General features: G+C 50.3%; 17 protein-coding genes. 2 read left to right on the forward strand and 15 right to left on the reverse strand.

Features of this window, described 5'->3' with window-relative positions; genetic code table 11:
• Positions 1–156: 156 nt before the first annotated feature.
• From AC0YOB_RS07175 to AC0YOB_RS07230, 12 genes are all read right to left on the reverse strand, one after another.
• Complete coding sequence (locus AC0YOB_RS07175; RefSeq protein ID WP_475788578.1) at positions 157–993, reverse strand: carbohydrate ABC transporter permease; 837 nt, start codon at positions 991–993, stop codon at positions 157–159.
• Between the two features lie 14 nt (positions 994–1,007).
• A complete protein-coding gene (locus AC0YOB_RS07180; protein WP_475792337.1) occupies positions 1,008–1,934 on the reverse strand; it encodes a carbohydrate ABC transporter permease in 927 nt (308 codons plus the stop codon).
• A 92-nt stretch (positions 1,935–2,026) separates the two neighbouring features.
• A complete protein-coding gene (locus AC0YOB_RS07185) occupies positions 2,027–3,358 on the reverse strand; it encodes an ABC transporter substrate-binding protein (protein ID WP_475792182.1) in 1,332 nt (443 codons plus the stop codon).
• Positions 3,359–3,459: 101 nt separating this feature from the next.
• Positions 3,460–5,070, reverse strand: coding sequence for a gamma-glutamyltransferase family protein (locus AC0YOB_RS07190; protein WP_475792338.1), 1,611 nt, complete (start codon positions 5,068–5,070; stop codon positions 3,460–3,462).
• A complete protein-coding gene (locus AC0YOB_RS07195) occupies positions 5,057–6,346 on the reverse strand; it encodes a Gfo/Idh/MocA family protein (protein WP_475792183.1) in 1,290 nt (429 codons plus the stop codon). Before AC0YOB_RS07195 ends, AC0YOB_RS07190 begins: the two co-directional genes overlap by 14 nt.
• A 93-nt stretch (positions 6,347–6,439) precedes the next feature.
• A complete protein-coding gene (gene nagA, locus AC0YOB_RS07200) occupies positions 6,440–7,627 on the reverse strand; it encodes an N-acetylglucosamine-6-phosphate deacetylase (protein ID WP_475792184.1) in 1,188 nt (395 codons plus the stop codon).
• Positions 7,628–7,647: 20 nt separating this feature from the next.
• Positions 7,648–8,607, reverse strand: coding sequence for an ROK family protein (locus tag AC0YOB_RS07205; protein WP_475792185.1), 960 nt, complete (start codon positions 8,605–8,607; stop codon positions 7,648–7,650).
• Between the two features lie 133 nt (positions 8,608–8,740).
• Positions 8,741–10,042 carry an alpha-galactosidase gene (melA, locus tag AC0YOB_RS07210; protein ID WP_475792186.1) on the reverse strand — a complete coding sequence of 434 codons (1,302 nt, stop codon included), beginning with the start codon at positions 10,040–10,042 and terminating at the stop codon, positions 8,741–8,743.
• A gap of 22 nt (positions 10,043–10,064) precedes the next feature.
• Positions 10,065–11,003: a carbohydrate kinase family protein gene (locus AC0YOB_RS07215; RefSeq protein ID WP_475792187.1), complete on the reverse strand. Its 939-nt coding sequence runs from the start codon at positions 11,001–11,003 to the stop codon at positions 10,065–10,067.
• 44 nt (positions 11,004–11,047) lie between these two features.
• On the reverse strand, positions 11,048–11,977 hold the full coding sequence (gene pfkB, locus AC0YOB_RS07220; RefSeq protein WP_475792188.1) for a 1-phosphofructokinase: 930 nt from the start codon (positions 11,975–11,977) through the stop codon (positions 11,048–11,050).
• A 6-nt stretch (positions 11,978–11,983) separates the two neighbouring features.
• Entirely contained in the window at positions 11,984–12,844 is an 861-nt protein-coding gene (locus AC0YOB_RS07225; protein ID WP_475792189.1) for a class II fructose-bisphosphate aldolase, read from the reverse strand.
• 19 nt (positions 12,845–12,863) lie between these two features.
• A complete protein-coding gene (locus AC0YOB_RS07230; protein ID WP_475792190.1) occupies positions 12,864–13,964 on the reverse strand; it encodes an SIS domain-containing protein in 1,101 nt (366 codons plus the stop codon).
• A gap of 251 nt (positions 13,965–14,215) precedes the next feature.
• Here AC0YOB_RS07230 and AC0YOB_RS07235 point away from each other — a divergent pair, with 251 nt between their 5' ends.
• Complete coding sequence (locus AC0YOB_RS07235) at positions 14,216–14,971, forward strand: DeoR/GlpR family DNA-binding transcription regulator (protein ID WP_475788589.1); 756 nt, start codon at positions 14,216–14,218, stop codon at positions 14,969–14,971.
• Positions 14,972–15,252: 281 nt separating this feature from the next.
• Positions 15,253–16,053, forward strand: a complete 801-nt coding sequence (locus AC0YOB_RS07240) for a helix-turn-helix domain-containing protein (RefSeq protein WP_475792339.1) — start codon at positions 15,253–15,255, stop codon at positions 16,051–16,053.
• A gap of 97 nt (positions 16,054–16,150) precedes the next feature.
• Here AC0YOB_RS07240 and AC0YOB_RS07245 read toward each other — a convergent pair whose 3' ends face one another.
• Genes AC0YOB_RS07245 through AC0YOB_RS07255 form a run of 3 tightly spaced genes read right to left on the reverse strand, consistent with a single transcriptional unit; the run spans position 16,151 to position 19,363 of the window.
• A complete protein-coding gene (locus tag AC0YOB_RS07245) occupies positions 16,151–17,545 on the reverse strand; it encodes a family 4 glycosyl hydrolase (protein WP_475792191.1) in 1,395 nt (464 codons plus the stop codon).
• 38 nt (positions 17,546–17,583) lie between these two features.
• Positions 17,584–18,417, reverse strand: a complete 834-nt coding sequence (locus AC0YOB_RS07250; RefSeq protein ID WP_475792192.1) for a carbohydrate ABC transporter permease — start codon at positions 18,415–18,417, stop codon at positions 17,584–17,586.
• A 10-nt stretch (positions 18,418–18,427) separates the two neighbouring features.
• Positions 18,428–19,363, reverse strand: coding sequence for a carbohydrate ABC transporter permease (locus AC0YOB_RS07255; RefSeq protein ID WP_475792193.1), 936 nt, complete (start codon positions 19,361–19,363; stop codon positions 18,428–18,430).
• Between the last annotated feature and the right edge of the window lie 5 nt (positions 19,364–19,368).

Consider the following 19,368-nt stretch of genomic DNA (forward strand, 5'->3'; position numbering starts at 1 on the left):
GACCATGGAAGTTTGTGGTATATGGAAGACATCGTTCATTACGTCTAATTAATTAGAAGAACAGATTTATGATATAGGAGATCGAAAGCATCATCACTCCTTCCATATCTCAAAAAGCCATGATCATGAGATCATGGCTTTTTGAGACGTTTTTGATTAGCCTTTTGTTCCTGTAAGTGCAATACCTTCAACGAAGTAACGCTGCAAGAAGATAAACATGAGAATCATCGGCAGTGTCGCAAGCAATGATCCTGCCATGAGAAGCGGATAGTCTGTCAGATATTGTCCTTGAAGCGAAGCCAGACCGGCGGAAAGGGGCATTTTCCCCGGAGAGCTATTGACGATAAGCGGCCACATCAAATCGCTCCAGGACCAGAGCGCGGTCATGATGGCCAGCGCGATCAGGCCCGGTTTTGCAAGTGGCAGCAATATTTTTAAGTAGATTCTAAAATGGCTGCATCCATCGATTTTTGCCGCCTCTTCCAGCTCTTTGGGCATTGCCTGAAAAAATTGGCGGAGCAGGAAGGTTCCAAAGGCGCTTGTCAATCCCGGAACGATCAGTGCGGTTAATGTATTAAGCCAATCAAATTTCACCATGATCAAATATTGCGGAATCAAGTAAGCTTGATTGGGCACCATCAATATTGACAATAACAAGATAAACAGTACATTTTTTAATGGAAATTCAATGCGCGCAAATGCGTATGCGGCCAAAGAGCAGAATACCAGCTGTGCGAATGTCTTTGCGACCGTCGTAGCAACGGTATTCCAGTAGAAAGAGAGAAAAGGAAGAGTATCGAAAACACCGAGATAATTTTTCCACTGTATGGCCTTGGGAAAGATGACCGGCGGAACTCGAGTAGCTTCTCCCATCGTTTTCACCGATGTGAGCACCATCCAGACAAACGGCGTGATCATGATCACCGCTCCGATCACGAGGATAATATGAACAGCGGTGAGCCTCATACTAAATCGTTTTTTCGTATGCACCATTTTCGACCCCCTTCCTATTCGTAATGGACCCATTTTTTTTGGAAGATAAACTGAATGACGGTTACCAATAAAATGATCATGAATAATAGCAAGGCGACTGCCGTTGCATAGCCTTTGTCATTATCCAGGAAAGCTGTTTCATAAAAGTAATACACGATCGTTTGCGTCGCGTCGATAGCGATGCTGTTCGGTCCGATCATCATGAAAATCAATTCAAAAACCTGAAGCGAACCGATCAGCGATGTGATGGTCAGAAAGAAAAAAGTAGGCGTCAAAAGAGGCAGCGTGATGCGGAACAATCTGGTCATGGTACTTGCGCCGTCTATGGAAGCCGCTTCGTAAAAGGAAGAAGATATGCCCTGAAGTCCGGAAATCAAAATGATCATATTATACCCGATGCCCCCCCAAACCGAAACAACCGCAATGGAATATAATGCGATCGACGGATCGGAAACCCATCCAACATGCACGCTGGTAAAGAAGCCCAGCACATAATTCAACAATCCGAAGTCCGCGTTATACAGCCATTTCCACACCATGGCTACGGCAGCGGGCATCGTTACCACTGGCAGGAAATACAGCGTTCTATATAATGGTATCGCACGGATCTTTTGGTTTAATAGAATCGCAATAATCGTCGAGATAATAAGACTGACCGGCACCGTACAGACGGTGAAAACCAGCGTATTCTTCAGAGAAGACCATAATTCCGGGTCGCTCGCCATACGTTGATAGTTCTCCGTGCCCGTCCAATTGTAAGTTCCAAAGGCGTCCCACTTTGTAAAGCTGAGATAGAAGGTTTGAATCAATGGCCAAATACTGAAAATACCTGTACCGATCATCGTAGGGGCTATCATGACATAAGCCCAGAAATAATCATTGCGGCGCATCCTGCTCATACCCTTGCTCTTCGTTTGTTTAAGGGGGACGGCCGATTGCATCGGAGCACTCGATCCTGCCACGCTCATTGACATTCCTCCTAATGGCAGTATCGGCTGCAGCTGCAGCCGATACTGCGGCATGGTGCGCTTGGTTACTGCTCTTCCGCAAGCACTTTGTTGCCTTCTTCCGTCACTAATTTAGCAGCTTCCTCGACCGAAATTTCACCAGCCCATGCCCGCTTGAAGTAATCGATCTCAAACTGCTGCCATTTGCGCGTTTCGATAGATATCGGATAAGGAACGGAGTACTCCATTGCATCGACGAAGACCTGCAGATTGAAGCTGGGATTTGAGCTCACAAACGGACCCTGAGTTCCATTAAATGCGGGAATTACCGCCCCCGACTCCGCTTGAATATCGGCCGCTTCTTTCGATCCGAGGAATTTCGAGAATAACCATGCTTCCTCGGGATGTTTGGTGTTCGCTGCTATTACGTTGCCCAAACCGTTGATGACAGTCGCTTTTTTCTTGCCTTTGGGCAGTGGAGCAACGTCAACTTTGTCCTTTGTATATTCATTCTGAGCGAACTCGATCTGGTTCCAGGAACCGGCGGTGATCATCGCCACTTTACCCGACTCAAAAAGCACATTTGTCGTATTGTCCGTCATCTGCTGAAGCGTTGGGGACACCTTGTACTTCAGAACAAGATCATTCAGGAATTGCATCGCCTCAATCGATTCAGGCTCGTTGTAGCCCAACGACTTTTTGTCCCCGGAAATGACATGCCCTTCATTTTGGAAAATGAAGTTATACATGACCTGTTGTTGATCATTCGGAGCGGCAAAACCGTAAACGCCCTTTGCAGGGTCCGTGAGCTTCTGCGCCGCTTCCAGCAATTTGTTCCAGTCCCAGGTATCGTCCGGGTATGGAATGCCCGCTTCGTCAAACATTACTTTGTTGTACCATAAGCCAATGGTGTCCAAATCTTTGGGGAACGAGTATACATTGCCATCGAAAGTATACAGATCGATCAAGGATTGCGGATAGTTGGTCATATCCATTTGATCGGCTTCGATTTTATCGCTGATTGGAGAAAGCTGGCCATTGCTCGCATATTTCAGGAAGTTTGCCGGGTTCATCCAGAAAAGATCGGGGAGGCTCTTGCCTGCTGCTGAGGTTTCGAGTTTCGTCCAGTACTGCTCAAAGGGCGTAACCTCCACCGTTACTTTAATATTCGGATTCGCCTCGTTGAATTTCTTGATGATCTCCTGCATTGCAGGCTCCTGGTTTTTATCCCAGATCGCATATCGAAGCTCTACCTGTTTACCGGATGGCTGGGTTCCTGAAGCATCTGCATTACCAGTGTCCGCATCTGTCCCCCCCGCATTGCCGTCTGTTCCGCCGGAATTGCCATTGCCACCACTGGAGCAAGCTGTAACAAATACCATTAGAGCCGCTATCAGCACGAAATACAACTTTTTCATACATATCCTCCTATACGAGTTTAATATGAATACCGAACTAGACTTTCGAATAGCTTCTCTAAGCCTCATATGCACTTCTTCAGTAAAACTGTTTATTTCATTTACCAGGCTGCGACAATGCCGTCCGAACGCGGTTCCGTGGCGCCGGCCAGCACGCCTTCATTGTTTCTGAGAATGATCTGCCCTTTGCCAAAAGAATACTGGTCGACGGCCCATTGAATATCGTGTCCCTTTCGCAACAGCGAAAGAGCGATTGGCTCGGGAAATCCGCGTTCCAGCTTGACCGTCTTATCATGAAGCCATTGCCATCTTGGCGCGTCCAAGGCCGCTTGAGGGGATAATCCGAAATCGACAAGACTCGATACTACCTGTACGTGGCCCTGCGGCTGCATATAGCCTCCCATAACGCCAAAAGGGCCAATCGCATCATTGTTTTTCGTGATAAAACCGGGAATGATCGTATGAAACGATTTTTTGCCCGGCTCCAGACAATTTGCTTTGGATGGGTCAAGCGAATAACTCGAACCGCGGTTCTGCAAGGCGATTCCCGTTCCCGGGACAACCACGCCGGAACCGAATCCATCGGCGTTGCTCTGAATGAACGACACCATGTTGCCTTCTCCATCCGCCGTGCACAAATAGATGGTCCCGCCTTTCGGCAGCTGCCCTGGCAACGGTGTCAGCGCTTCCCGTCCAATCCACTTTCTCCTTTCATCCGCATACGAGTCTGACAATAAATCTTGAACGGAAACCTTCATTTTATCCGGATCGGTAATATACTCCACACCGTCCGAGAATGCCAGTTTGATCGCTTCGATTTGCTTGTGGTATACGGCTATGGAATCCCGGTCGCTGAATTCGAAGCCTTTTAGAATATTCAAGGCGATCAGAGGAATCAGACCCTGTCCGTTTGGCGGGAGCTCCCAAATATCGTACCCACGGTAATTAATCGAAATGGGGTCGACCCACTGCGGAGCAAATGCCTCCAGATCCTGTTTCCGGATAAAGCCGCCCTGCTTGCGGGAATAAAAATCGATCTGATCGGCCAGGTCTCCTTCGTAGAAGGCCCGCGCTCCGGTTTCCGCGATTGCCGCAAGCGATCTGGCATGATCGGGAGACCTCCATACTTCGCCGGCGCCCGGCGGTCTACCCTCCGGTGAGTAAATGCGGAACCATTCCTTGAACTCTTCACCCTTCAATTGATCCACATACCTGTCATAATAGCGCCGCCATTCCCGGGCAAGATCAGGTGCAACCGGATATCCTTCGTCTGCATAGGCAATAGCAGGCTCGAGAAGCTCGGAGAACGGGAGTTTTCCGAACTTTCTCGATAATTCAGCCCAAGATGCCGGAATTCCGGGTACGGTTACAGGCAGCCAACCAACGGCGGGCATGCGTTCATGTCCAAGCGCTTTTACCGCGTCGATCGATATTCCAGCAGGTGCAAACCCGCTTGAATTGAGCCCATGCAGCCTGCCATTCATGTATATAATGGCAAACGCATCTCCGCCTAAACCATTGGAGGTCGGTTCCACTACGATCATACAAGCAGCTGTTGCAATCGCCGCATCGACGGCGTTCCCGCCTTTTTTCAATATATCAAGGCCTGCCTGGGCTGCCAGCGATTGTGAGGTTGCTACCATTCCATGCTTTCCGTACAATGTGACCCGCTTGGACGGATAGGGGTGGTGCATCGCATCAAACTTCATTATGGAGCTCTCCCGAGGCTGCAGCCTCCCCTTTTTGCTTCAGCATGCTGACATAGTCATCCATAATGACGGTTTTGCCTGTATTTCTTGACTCTTCCGCCGCAAATACGATGAGATGGCTTCTGGCGGACTCCATACCGGAGGTCATTCCCTCGATTTGTTTATCCTCTACCTGCCGAATGAAGCCTTGCATGATCATCGTATCCGCTCCGCCGTGCCCGCCCTCGACCTCAGCAGGGCGAACCGTTTCCTTTCTGCCGTTAAAATAAATAATTTCAATTTCGTTTTTCCCTGAGTGGCCTCTAAGTTCGCCTTTGGTTCCCATAATTTTGAATGAGCGGCTGACATCGTGGGTGAATGCCGTCATTGTGAACGCAACCGTCACTTCATTGTCAAACAACAAATTGACAACCTGGTGGTCAACTACATCGTTATCGCACCTGTACACGCAACGTCCGTAAGGACCATCCTGCAGCGCTTTCAAGCGCGCTTCCATGCTGTTAGTCAAACTGACGACTCTCGCCGGCCATGTATCCTTATCGGTCAGATACAATTTCAATGCGGAATAATCGCATTCATGTTCAACCCGGCAACCGTCCGTGCATCTCGCCGTGGACCCCTCCGGCGCGTTCTCTTCTTTGAAATAAGAGAGCGATCCGTAAGAGGACACGCTTTTCACATGACCGCCGATCAACCATTGAAGCATATCCATATCATGGCAGCATTTTTGCAGCAGCATCGGACTCGATTCGACCGAATTTCTCCAGTTCCCTCTGACAAAGCTGTGCGCCTGATGCCAGTAGCCTACGTTTTCAGTCCATTGCACCGTCATCGTTCTGCCGATCCTGCCCTCGTCCACCAGCTTCTTGACCGCACTGAAAAAGGTCGAATATCTTGATATGTGACATACCGTCATGATGCGCTGCCGCCGCTTCGCTTCTTCCGCCATTTGAATCGCCTCCCACGGATCAGGAGACATCGGCTTTTCAAGCAGGATGTGGTATCCGGCTTCAAGCGCTTTCATAGTCGGGTGGAAATGATCTCTGTCCTGCGTGCAAATAAGAAGTGTATCGCAAATTTGCGGTTGGGCCAGCAGAGCTTCCCAGGAAGCGAATTGCATATTTTCAGGAATATTATGTTCGGCGGCAAAACGTTTTCTGCGTTCTTCATTTGGTTCCGCCACCGCCACAAACTGGATTTCCAGTGGTCTTCTGAGCGCGTAGGAAGCATAGGCGAACATACCTCTGCTGCCCGCACCAAGCAAGGCTGCTTTAATCATGCTCTATCATCCTCCATTTTTTGGGATGGTCAATTTTTATTTATGCCGATTTTTTATGTAAGTTAATTGACTTTTCTGAAAATATTAATGATCTCAATTCCCATGCTTATATACGCCGGCGTTTGACCGATAGACTTCACGGCCGACAACAAACGTCGATACAATATTCAATTCATGGTCCATGACAAGGAAATCGGCGTCTTTCCCGCTTTCCAACGTGCCTTTTCGGTGATCCATACGGATTTGACGGGCGGGGACACGGGTTAAGGAAGGCAATATTTGTTCCATAGGCAAACCGGTGTATGATATGACATTTTTCAATGCTTGAATCATCGTGAGCGAGCTTCCTGCCAGACTCGTGCCGTCTTTCAAATAGATCTGGCCGGCGGTCATGACGACCTCGCCGTATTCGCCATCCGGCAATCCGCAGCAGGTTACCGCATCCGTAATCATACACACGTTCATGGGAGATTTGACGTCAAACAACAATTTTACCGCCGCAGGGTGTACGTGAATACCATCCGCGATCAGCTCGGTTGTCAGCTCCGGACACATCAATCCCGCGCCAGCCAGACCCGGCTCCCGGTGATGGAAAGGTCTCATGCCGTTAAAATGGTGTGTCGTATGGTTCACGCCCTGACCAATGAATGCCACAGTCTGTTCATAAGTCGCATCCGAATGGCCTGCGGATACTGTGACTCCACGCTCCAGAAAATGCCGGACGGCTTCCTTCCCGCCCTCCACTTCAGGCGCCAGCGTGACAAGCCTGATCAGCTGATTGGCGGACCCTATATAATGCTCGATTTCCCAAACGGCAGGATTGCGGATTTCATCTTTGCTTTGCGCCCCTCTCCTCTTCACGTTCAGGAAAGGCCCCTCCAGATGAATGCCGAGGATTTCGGCTCCCGATACGCCTCTTTGCACCGCTTCGGCCGAACACTCCAGCGCCTTTGTAAGCCTTTCATTCGATGCCGTTGTGGTCGTCGCAAGGAAGGAAGTCGTTCCATGGCGGGCGTGAAATTTGCTGATCCCGTCCAGATCCTCGTACGTTCCCCCCATCACATGAAAGCCATTGCCTCCATGAATATGCACATCGATAAACCCCGGTACAATCTTTAACCCTTCAGCATCAAAAATACGTACATTTTCTCCGTAACTCAATTCAGGCCCTCCTGTGGCCCTGATCCTCCCTTCCCCATCGATCAGCATTCTCCCCTGCTTAATGACACCTTCGGGTGTGTACAGTTCGGCATTTATCCATACCACAAGCGAATTATCCATTACAGATACTCCTCCTTTCTTTACTCGCCGCTCCAGCTCCGTGCATAATGAACGCCGCCGTACAAACCGGCGGAATCCCCAAGGGCAGCGATAGTGATCGGGGGCTTAATGTTAAACTTATACTTTGCGTTAATCGTTTCTCTTATGGGCCTGAGCAGCAATTCACCAGCCGCAGATGCTCCGCCGCCGATAATAATCGTTTCCGGATTTAACAGATAAATCGCAGTCATTAATTTGTTGCCGAGGGTTGTTCCAACGAACCGAAAGATGTCAACGGCTGCTGAATCTCCGGAGGCTGCGGCCTGGTATACATCAATTGCGGTAATTTTACGATTTAACGAATGAAGCGAGGTATTTCCTTTTTCCGCCGCCTCCGCGCCCAAACGGGCAATTCCCGTGGCCGATGCTATCGTTTCAAGGCATCCGTACCCGCCGCAATTACAGCGTTCGTTTTGACCCGGGACAGGATCATGGCCAAGCTCGCCTGCAAACCAATCGTTTCCTCCCAGCATTTTGCCTTCTACCATAATACCTGCCGCCAATCCTGTGCCAAGTGTCACACCGATGACGCTTCTGCTGCCTTTGGCGGCCCCCGCCATAATTTCTCCCAGCGTGTAGATACGCACGTCATTATCGATCCGCACGGGGGCGCCAAGCCTTTCTGACATTTCCGCAGCGATAGGAACATTGAACCAGGCCAGATTTGACGCAGCCAGGGCGATACCGTTCACCGGATCGACCCTGCCGGGCACTCCCATGCCCGCCCCGGCCAATCTGGCTCCATAATCGGTATCTCGAATCAACCGGAGAATCTCCCCGGCAAGTTCGTCCATGAATGCTTTCGGATTGTCCGTTTTGTTCGGAAAATGCGGCAGCGAGGTCCGAAACGATTTTCTTGCCTGCAATTTCAGATCCTGGTCGAACAAGCCGATGACCGTGTTGGTGCCGCCGATATCTACTCCGATATACACATCCCTCATAACGCCACTGCCTTTCCCGGTAGAATATGGGCGTAACAAGCAGGTCAACATTCCATCATGCGTTTTCATTGCAAGACCGCAAACGGGAAGCATTTACTCCAATCGATTCAGAAACACACCAGGCCTTCAATGATTATTTAAGATTGGGGATATAAGGCTTATCGGCCTCATACAGCTCATCAAACATGCTCTTGATTTCGGAAGGCGAACAAACCGCCGCAGTAAGCGGATCGATCAGCAAAGCATGATAGGCCATTTCCCTGCTGTTCTTCAGTACCGCATCTACCGCCAAATCGAAGAAAGCCATGTTGCTGCGGCATAAAGCAGCCAGGTGCTCGGGCAGCCTGCCGAAGACGGCGGGCTGGACACCGTTCCGGTCGACCAGGCAGGCGACCTCGACGATCCCGTCTGTTGGCAAATTCTCAATAAGCGAACGGTTCAACACGTTTCCGTAAATGACTTTCGGCTCGTGCTTCAGGATCGCTTCGATAATTACAGCGGCATATTCGTGGCTGGAGGTGAGGGACATCTCTTCCTTTCCTTCCACCTTGTTAAAGATCGCTTCGTCGGATTTGCGCCGCCACTCCGGCCAATTATTGGCGTAGAAGCCGGTCTCGCCCAGATAGCGCTCTCCACAATGCCGATCAATCAATTCCTGACGTTTACGATAATACGGCAAGTATTCGGAGAAATGTCCGCTCGATTCCGAAACAAAGGCCCCTCCGTATTTCATGAAATCCAATCTTACGGGATCCTTGGCCAGAAATTCCGGCTTCTCCGCCCGCTCCTTCAGTTCAGGGTACAGGTCCCTTCCGTCCCGGCTTAATTCCACGAACCAGGACATGTGATTGATGCCGCCAGCCCTCCACTTCAGCTCCTCATACGGTACCTCCAGATAGTCCGCCAGTTGCCTTGATGTATGCTGGATGGAATGGCACAACCCGACAACCGGAATATTAGCAGCTTTAACAGTGGACAACGTGACGGCGGACATCGGGTTCGTATAATTTAAAATTAGCGCCTCCGGACAAAGTTCCTCGATATCCTTCAGGATTTCGAGCCAGGCCGGAACCGTCCGTAAAATCTTGAACAATCCTCCCGGTCCCATCGTATCCCCGATACACTGCTTGACACCGTATTTCAACGGAATTTCAAACTCATTGCGTACGGTCCGCAGACCGGCAACCTCAATCTGGTTAATGACAAATCTGCTGCCGGAAATAACCTCTCTGCGGTTAACGGAAGCAGACACCTTGAACCTCTTCCCCATTAACTGAACGGCCCTTTCCGTAAGCTTCCGGGCCATCTCCAACCGCTTCGCATCAACATCAACCAGTGCGATTTCACCGTCGTCGAGGCCTTCAATATTCAGAATGTCGATAACCAGCTTTTCTGTAAAAAAACTGCCCGCTCCTATAATCGACAGCTTGATCATATTCCATCACCCTTCCCCTGTTTTATTCCATGCGTTGACTTGTAATTAACTCCCTGGCTTGCCGGACGTCCACCATTCCTCCGGTACCTCCGATTCCTTGAGTGGAGAGTGCACCGCATGCATTGCCGAAGATCAACTGCTCGCGAGGCGGCTTTCCCTCCAGAAAACTGAAAATAATTCCGGCATTGAACGAGTCCCCGGCTCCCGTCATATCGACAGCCGCAACATCAAAGCCAGGCACATGGTGCCACTCTCCTTCCGGCGTCAGCATTCGCGCTCCCTGCCTGCCGCACTTGACCACGACGCTCCCGTACCGTATCGGGATCGCTTCGGCCAGTTCAGCCAGATCGGAGCAGTCATAGATGTGAAGCACTTCTTCCTTGCTCGGAAGGAACAGATCCGTCACGCACAGCAGCTCGTTGATAAGCGGCCGCTTCCACTGCTCCTGCGGATCCCATCCGGTGTCGAAGCTCGTCGTGATGCCGCACTCCTTCGCTTTCGCGAATAAGGCTGCCCATTCCCGCTGCATGCCAAGCTGCAGATATAAGGAGCCGAAATGCAGATGATCGGCCTGTTCAAATATGGAATCGGGCACCAGCGTCTTCTCCAGCTTGCAGATGGATCCCATAAATGTAAGCAGGGCGCGATCCGTTGGTGTAGAGAGGGAAATGGTCACCCCCGTTTTCTCCTGCGGATCGATCCTCACAAACTCCGTATTTACGCCAAAATATTTCAGACGCTCGATGCAATACATACCGAAATCGTCATTTCCAACTACGGATACGAAATAAACGTTCAATCCCAACTGGGCCAATCTGCATGCCGTAATGGCCGATGATGAGCCAAGCGTAAGCGAAAAATCATCCACGAATTTTTCCTTGTTCGGCTCCGGCTGAACAGAGCTGCCGGATATAATGGCATCCACATTCAATTCTCCCAATACAAAGACCGTCCTGATCATTTTCCCATCTCCTCGCAAACAGCCCGCGACACGGAAGTTTTCATTTACAACCGGCTGACTGAGACCCTTTCACAGAGCCTCTCGATATCCTGATAGAGGACATCGCCTGTCGCTTCCGACAATGCGTTGGCCGCTCCGACGGCTGATGCAAAGCGCAGCGCTTCAGAGTCGCTTGCTCCCCTCTGCCAGGCAACGACCAGACCGGCAATGAAGGAGTCGCCGCTGCCGACGGGATTCACGGCTTTGACCTTCGGAGGCATCGCCTTGAATAGGCAGCCGTCGAGCACCGCCGTGCACCCTTCCGCACCCAGGGAAACAATCGTATGCCGGACGCCTCTCCTTTGCAGGTCATCTGCCAATGACGCCAGCGACTCCTTCGAGAAACGTTCCGCTCCGGTAAGCTGCAGAAATTCCTCTTCGTTCGGTTTAATCGCATAAGGACCGGCAAGAATACCCGCTTTCAGTGCCGCTCCGCTCGAATCGAGTATGACCCGCGCCCCCCGGGATGCGGCAATGCCGATCAATCGACCATAATAGTCGGGCGGACACTGGCCGGGGAGGCTTCCCGATACCACCAACCACGTGTCCGGCGCACAAAGCTGTCCGACTCGATCCAGGAGTGCTGCCATTTCGTCTTCCGTCACCTCGGGTCCGGGTTCCAGAACTTCTGTAGATGAGCCGTCGGATTGATCGATCATATTCAGGCAGATCCTGGTCTCTCCGGCTATCGGGGTGAAGCAGCAGGAAATACCGTCCTGCTCGAGTCTTCGCCTGATCCATTCGCCGTTCCATCCTCCCAGAAATCCTGTCGCCACGACGTCCTCACCCAATTGACGGATGACCCGGGCCACATTCAGCCCTTTGCCCCCCGCACTGGCATGCGCGGAAACGGCACGCTGGATGCGGCCGTGCGTCAGCTGCGGAACATACAATCTCCTGTCTACCGCCGGGTTTAACGTTACGGTAACTAGCATGCCTGTTCACCTTCCCGCTCTGCCGTCAGAACCGCATAACAGGATTTTTTCCTTTACAAACAGCTTTGTCGCTTCCTTGGCAGGCTTCATGTACTGCCGGGGATCGTTTTCACCCGGATCTCTGTCCAATACAGCCTTGATTGCTTTGGTAAACACAATCCGAAGCTCGGTAGCAATATTCATTTTAGCCATTCCCAACTGGATGCATCTGCGCACCTGATCATCCGGGATGCCGGATCCGCCATGAAGAACGAGCGGGGCTCCAATGCTTCCGGCGATCGCGCTTATCCGGTTAAAATCGATATTCGGAGCGCCTTTATACAGACCGTGCGCTGTTCCAATAGCCGGAGCGATCGTATGAACGCTCGTCTGTTCCACGAATCGCACGCATTCCTCGGGGTCTGCCAGCATTGCCTCGTCCTCCCCGACAGAAATATGGTCTTCCACGCCGCCGATTTTGCCGAGCTCCGCCTCCACATTAATGCCGACAGCATCCGCCAATTCCACGACCTTGCGCGTCTGCCGCACATTTTCCTCGAATGGATGCATGGAAGCGTCGATCATCACGGAGGTATAACCCGCTCTTACACATCGGGCTATTATGCCGAAGTCGCTGCAGTGATCCAGATGAAGGACGATCGGCACCGCGGAAAGCTCTGCGGCGGTCCTAGCGGCGGCAGCGATATATTCCGCCCCGAGATGCTTGACGGTTCCAGTGGTCGATTGCAGGATGACCGGCGAATTGAGCTCTTCAGCTGCTTCCGTCACGGCCTGGAGCATTTCCAGAGTATGAACGTTAAAGGCCGGTATGCAGTACCCTTCCGCCCGCGCTTTGCGGAGAAGGGCTGTCGATGATACGAGCGGCACGGATCAACTCCCCTTTCGTTTAGAGAATGACAACCTGCGTCAGATTTTTGGGATAATCCGGATTGAGTCCGAGTTTTATGGCTGTAAATGTTCCGTAGTATTGAAGAAAGGGGAGATACAGGATGATGCGGGATTCGTCGGATACATCCGGCAAACCGATCTCCAGCACTTGATCTGCGAATGCCGTATCTGCCCCTGCAGATGCGGTTACAAGGATGATATAGGCACCGTAATCCTTCATTTCAGCGGCAACCTTCAATTCCTGTTCCCGTGCCCGCTCGGACAGCAGCAGGATCACGCAGGTTCCTTTATCCACAATCGCCTTCGGTCCGTGCCGGAACTCCAGCGTCCCAAAGCTTTCCGTCCATACGTTTGCCATCTCTTTCAGCTTGAGGCAGCCCTCCTGGGCAATCCCTGACAAGGCTCCCATGCCGAGAATTAACGTTTTATTGAATATCTGTGATTGAATGATATCTGACGCCAGCCGCTTCGCCTTGTCGACGACACCACTGACCTCACTGACTGTCCGTTCCAATTCTTCCCCATAAAGCGGCTGTCCCGAAGCGGCGGCAATCGCGGATTGCATTGCCATTACCATGCTGCTTAAGGATTTGGTCATGACCGTACTCTGCTCCTTGCCTTTATCGGAGACAAGGCAGGATGCCATCCGTGCCATACCGCTGTCCTGATAACAGGTCACACCCGCCGTAACCCAGCCGGCTATCGACTGTGCCTCTTGCAAAGCCTGCAATACCTCTGTCGATTCACCTGAACGGGAAACGCCGAATACAATAGCAGATTTTCCTTCCACCGCCGATTGATCCCTCACTAGCAGCAATTCCGAGGACGGGAGGCTGCTGGCAGGCCGCTTCAGCCATGCCCGATAAACAGCCGCCATCGCCTGGGCCTGATAATACGAGGAACCAGACCCGATGAAAATGGCCTGTTCCACATCTGCTTGAAGATAACGCACCACCCAGTCGCGGGATTGAAGAGCAGCGTGGTATGCCGTTTCGACGGCATCCGACTGCTCGCCGATTTCCTTGTACGTCAAGGTATCCCCTGCCCGCAGCAACGATTCCGTCACCTGCTGGTCTTGCGTTACTTTCTTCGATTCCATGACTTCACCTCCAAGTAATGTCTGATGACAGTAAGTTCAAACGATCATCAAAGTCAATATATCACCTATTTATGAATGTGTAAATCGTTTTATACGTATTTTTTTATCAATTTGATCGTTTTTATTTATATTTTAGATCTTAACGGACAAAAAAAGTTCGTCGCGAAAAAATAAATTTTATAAAACGCTTGCCATTGTGGTAGGATGTATAGTGATGTGTGTTTTGCGTATTTTTCAGATGGGGGTATCATATGGGCAAAATAGATGCAAGACGTAGCTGGATAATGGAACAGTTAAAGGATAAGGGCTCGATCCAGGTCGGCGAAGTCGTGAAGCAATTTTCCGTTTCCGAAGTGACAGTGCGCCGCGACCTCGAGGTGCTGGAAAATGAAAAAAAATGTATCCGCACACTTGGTGGAGCTGTGTTGGAAATTATGAAAATGGAAACTCCATTCTTCAAAAAATTGGAGATCAACACGGAAGAAAAAAAACAAATCGCCGAAAAAGCGCTGAGTCTTATTCGGGATCATGATATCATCGGCTTGACTGGCGGCACGACGAATTACTTCATCGCAAAGCGTCTGGGCCAATTTGAAGGCCTGACCATCGTAACGAACGCGATTAATATCGCCTACGAGCTGATCGGAATTCAGGGGCTGCGGCTAATTGTGACAGGTGGAACAATTAATACACAAAGCTACGAGTTATCAGGACCGTTAGCCGATGGCACGCTGAACCGGCTCATCATTCAAAAAACGTTTGTGGGAGTCGATGGCGTGTCTCTCACGAGGGGGATTACCACATTCAACGAAATGGAGGCGGAAACGAACCGGGTCATGATGCAAAAATCACTGCAAAACTATATCGTGGCCGACCACACCAAATTTAATAACAACTCGATCTTTGTCATCAACGATTTTACCAATGTAAACGGTATAATAACGGACGACGGGGTAGCGCCCGAAATCGCCCGCCACTATCGGGAAGCGGGCATTCACTTTATTTAATCACCTTAACGATTGGACGTCCCTGTCTTACCGGAAATATCGTCCGATTAACCAGAAGCACCGTTAAACTTGCATATTCATGCCTGTTTGATGGTGCCATTTTTTTTATAGGATGGTTATTCCTATCCTGAATTCAGAAACATTATCAAAGACCGCCAGCAATCAAGTGCGTTATAATTACAATTAAAAAGGAGGTGTCAGCCATCATACTCCGGCTTGCCTCGACGGTTGACGATTCCCGTATGCCGCTCGCTATTGTGGATTGCGGAACACAGAAAATAATGCAGACCGAGTCATTCTGCTGGCCATTTCATCAAATCGTGTGCTGTTCCCAGGGAGAAGGCATCGTAAACATTAACAGGCTCCCCTGCCGGCTTATATCTGGCACCGTCTTCTATATAAAGCCGAATGTGGAACACGAATACGTTGCTTCCGAACAGGGATATCATGTTTCCTGGATATCCTTCAACGGTTTCCTGATGGACAGCCTCCCTGCGCTGTACGGGCTTCCGCCTCACAACAGCAATACCGCAATTCAGGACAGGAATTACCCGGATATCCATCTGCGGGTGATGTCCATTCTGGAATATATTGATTCCCCGTTTATATTAGAGCGGTCTTCCGTTGCCCTGTATGGAATCGTTGTGGAGTTCTTCCTGCAGTTCAAGCATAAGCAGCTTCTCAATGACTGCAGTCGGAACCGGTTGATTGACAAGGCAACAGCAGCGTTCAAAGCAGCCGTATACGACAATGTGGAAATCGCTAAATTCGCCGAAGAACTGGGAGTGTCCAGACAGCATCTAAGCCGCTTGTTCCGTCGGAGATTCCAGATGACAGCAAAAGAATACTATATGCGGCTTAAGGTGCTTCAGAGCAAAATGGATATTCTTCAATATCCGAATGACAGCATTAAGGATATTGCCCTGCGGCTGGGCTTTGTCAATGCAAGTCACTTTACCAAGGTATTTCACAGTCTGGTCGGCGCTTCGCCGACTGCTTTTCGGCAGACTTACCTTAACCGGCGGCTTCTCGGCGATACGGATCATTACAAGGTGGATGTAATTGGTGATATGGAGGACTGAAAGGCCCCAAGGGACCTCAGCGCTTTATCCTGATTGGCATCACATTTTCTCCTCAGCTTATAGAACGAAGGGACGGCATAAGGCCGCCCCTTCTCTATCAGACACTGTCGCGTTGTCCAAAAAACTGCGGCAAATACGCACGATGCGCCTCCAGCAGTTCTTCTCCCAATTGATCCGCCATTCTCTCATCCTCCACCGATCCGTCAAGCAGCAAGGCCTGTTTGAAAGCATTAGAGCTGCCCGTCAGTGCCGCCTCAACCGTCATGTCCACTACGGCGATTCGCTTCTGCAGCAAGTCTGCCAGCGCAGCGGGGAAATCCGGCAGAGTTACCGGTAAAAAGCCCCGTCCAGCTGCCAGGGCCGGGAGTTCCAGCACGGCGTGATCAGGCAGACCCGGTACCGCGCCGCAATTGGGCAAATTTACGGAAAACAGCTTGCGCTGGTCCAGGTAAAGGGAACGCAAAATGTCCAGCAGCTGCTCATGCTCGCCTTCAGACCGGTTGAATAGCTTATTGTCTATCGGCACTATTCCCTGTGCCTGTTCCGTCATCTCCCGATAGACTTCGTCGCCCTGGGCGATAACGCCTTCAAAAGAAATAGCGTCTACGCCCAGTGTCCCGCCGTAATAGGAGCCTCGGGGAAAGGCAGCCGGAAAAAACTCCGCAATATGGCGGTCCAGAACAGCAGGAACGGCCCCATATTTTAAATACAGAGACCATGTAAAAGGATTGTCGGCGATTTCAGGCACATGATGCTCCTTTCCACCACTCTCCTTTAATGCTTTGCCGCCCGTCTGGCCTTGAGCCAGTTTGTTGAGGCCTTCTTTGCTTTTGGCAGTCAATTCGGGGTGCAAATCTTCCCCACCGGCCCTCAGGTCATATAGAAACGTCAAGTGATTCAGTCCCGCTCCAAGCGAACGGATTGTCCCGGGCTCGCGCCCAAGCAAGCGTCCGATGTGATGCTCCACATGAAGCACACCATGGCATAAACCGATTACGGGAATGTCCAGTTCGCTGCGTATCGCCTGACAAACCGGAGTCATCGGATTGGAATAATTGAAGAAATAAGCATCCGGGCACAATTTCTTGATATCCTCGGCAATTTGTATCATTGCAGGAATCATCCGCAGGGCACGGGAAATGCCTCCGGGCATCGTCGTATCTCCGACCGGCTGATAAATTCCATATTTGCGAGGAATAAAGACATCCTTCTCCCATGCTCTTCGGCCGCCAACGGCAATTGTCGTTACAACAACGTCGGCTCCCTTAAGCACATCCCGCCGGTCGCTTGCGGAATGAACGGAAATATCAGCCTCTTTGGCCGCAATCATCCGGGATACGAGGCCCGTTATAGCTTTTAGAGCTGCCGGATCCGTATCAACCAAAGCGACCTCCCAAGTGCCCAATCCCTCCGTCATAATAAGATCGGCCACAAGGCCCTGAGTGAAGACAGCACTGCCCGCGCCGATCAGCACCATTTTTTTTCTGTTCATCTGCTCGCTCCTATCTTATTCGCTGTATCGCATCATCGTCATTTCATCCCCGTGAGTGTTATGCCTTTAATAAACTGCTTCTGGAAACACAGAAACAGAATGATGATAGGTGCCATAATAATCAGTGCCATAAACATCGTTCCGGCATAATCAGTGGCGTTCATGTTGCCGAAATATTGCAGTCCGAGTGAAAGTGTCATTTTCTTCTGTTCATTTAATATGATCAGCGGCCATAAATAATCATTCCAGTACTGAATGAACAGAAATACAGACAGAGCGGACAGAATCGGTAATATCTGCGGAATAATAATGCGGAAGAAGGTCCGGTATTCGCCCGCTCCGTCGATTCTTGCCGCTTCCATCACTTCCGTGGGAACGACCTCGATGAACTGTCTGCTTAGAAATATACCGAATGGACTGACAATCGCCGGCAAAATCAACGCCCAAATGCTGTTGAGCAAATTGAGCTCCTTCATTAGAAGAAAGACGGGAATCATCGTGACCTGAAAAGGAACCATCATCCCCGACAGTAACAGCAAGAAGATGGCGGTTTTCGCCTTAAATTGAAATTTTGCGAACAAATAACCGGCAATCGCGCTGGTGCTGACGGCAAGAGCAGTAATCGAGACTGTAACGATCAGGCTGTTCCTGAACCAGTACAAGACCATGCTGCCCTTTTCAAGCACGCTTCGGAAACCATCTGAACTCCATTGATGCGGTATAATCGAAAACCCGGATATAATTTCGGTATTGCTCTTGAAGGCCAGCGACAGCATCCAGACGAATGGCAGCAGCATGATGGCGGATAATACCCCCATTACACAAACGGTCAGCGTCCCCCGTGCATTGAATCTTGTATTTTTCCGGTTCATCGTATCACCCTCAATATTCCCAGCGGCTTTTGCCGACTTTTAGTTGGATAATGGTCACGACGAGCATAATCGCAAACAATACGACAGCCATCGCGGAAGCGCTGGACATGTCATAATATTTAAAAGCCGTATCATAAATTTCCAGGGAAATCAGCCTTGTCTTATTCTCCGGTCCGCCTCCGGTCATGATTTGAAATCGCGTAAACTCCTGAAAATAGGAAAACAGCGTCATGATGGTGACGAATAAGGTCGTTCTGCTGAGCAGAGGAAGAGTAATCGTAAAAAAAATACGAATGTTCCCGGCACCTTCCAGTTTCGCCGAGTCGTAGAACATATCCGGAATGGTATTCAGCCCCGCTATGAACAGAATCGTGTTGTAGCCGATGTCCGACCACAATGTCATAATAATCACGGATATCAGAGCTGTTCCCGCACCTGTCAGCCAATACTGTTCATGCCCGCCAAGCAGACCGGCGATTTTGTTGAACAAGCCATTGGGGTAACTGTACATCATCGACCACACGAGCGCCGAACCTACGATTGGAGAAATGACCGGAATAAAAAACACCGAGCGGAACAGTCCCTGGAGACTCCCATTCTTCAGGCTGTTGATTGCCAGCGAAATAAGCAGCGTTATGACAATATTGGCAGGTACGGCAATGGCTACAAACATAAACGTGGTCCCGATCGATTTCAAGAAAAGCGAATCGTGGAATATGCTTCGGAAATTTTCGAGTCCGATAAAATCTGCGGTACCTGCCAGTGGATCGTATTCGCTTAAAGATAAATAAAACCCGTATAGAATAGGAAAAAATGAAAAGACGAGAAACAAGATCAGTATAGGCGTAAGGGTGGTCCACACGAAACGGTTCATTTTTCTTTTCTGCAGACTCGGCCTCTTTTGTAGCTGTACGCCCGGCATCGCATCCGCTCTCAATGGATTCAACTGCT

This window comes from Paenibacillus sp. JT31N17, assembly GCF_056269255.1.

What these genes read in the sequence shown, in the direction of transcription:
- AC0YOB_RS07175 (WP_475788578.1), bottom strand. Translation starts at nt 993, where the DNA reads ATGGTGCATACGAAAAAACGATTTAGTATGAGGCTCACCGCTGTTCAT.
- AC0YOB_RS07180 (WP_475792337.1), bottom strand. Translation starts at nt 1,934, where the DNA reads ATGCAATCGGCCGTCCCCCTTAAACAAACGAAGAGCAAGGGTATGAGC.
- AC0YOB_RS07185 (WP_475792182.1), bottom strand. Translation starts at nt 3,358, where the DNA reads ATGAAAAAGTTGTATTTCGTGCTGATAGCGGCTCTAATGGTATTTGTT.
- AC0YOB_RS07195 (WP_475792183.1), bottom strand. Translation starts at nt 6,346, where the DNA reads ATGATTAAAGCAGCCTTGCTTGGTGCGGGCAGCAGAGGTATGTTCGCC.
- nagA (WP_475792184.1), bottom strand. Translation starts at nt 7,627, where the DNA reads ATGGATAATTCGCTTGTGGTATGGATAAATGCCGAACTGTACACACCC.
- AC0YOB_RS07205 (WP_475792185.1), bottom strand. Translation starts at nt 8,607, where the DNA reads ATGAGGGATGTGTATATCGGAGTAGATATCGGCGGCACCAACACGGTC.
- melA (WP_475792186.1), bottom strand. Translation starts at nt 10,042, where the DNA reads ATGATCAAGCTGTCGATTATAGGAGCGGGCAGTTTTTTTACAGAAAAG.
- AC0YOB_RS07215 (WP_475792187.1), bottom strand. Translation starts at nt 11,003, where the DNA reads ATGATCAGGACGGTCTTTGTATTGGGAGAATTGAATGTGGATGCCATT.
- pfkB (WP_475792188.1), bottom strand. Translation starts at nt 11,977, where the DNA reads ATGCTAGTTACCGTAACGTTAAACCCGGCGGTAGACAGGAGATTGTAT.
- AC0YOB_RS07230 (WP_475792190.1), bottom strand. Translation starts at nt 13,964, where the DNA reads ATGGAATCGAAGAAAGTAACGCAAGACCAGCAGGTGACGGAATCGTTG.
- AC0YOB_RS07235 (WP_475788589.1), top strand. Translation starts at nt 14,216, where the DNA reads ATGGGCAAAATAGATGCAAGACGTAGCTGGATAATGGAACAGTTAAAG.
- AC0YOB_RS07240 (WP_475792339.1), top strand. Translation starts at nt 15,253, where the DNA reads ATGCAGACCGAGTCATTCTGCTGGCCATTTCATCAAATCGTGTGCTGT.
- AC0YOB_RS07245 (WP_475792191.1), bottom strand. Translation starts at nt 17,545, where the DNA reads ATGAACAGAAAAAAAATGGTGCTGATCGGCGCGGGCAGTGCTGTCTTC.
- AC0YOB_RS07250 (WP_475792192.1), bottom strand. Translation starts at nt 18,417, where the DNA reads ATGAACCGGAAAAATACAAGATTCAATGCACGGGGGACGCTGACCGTT.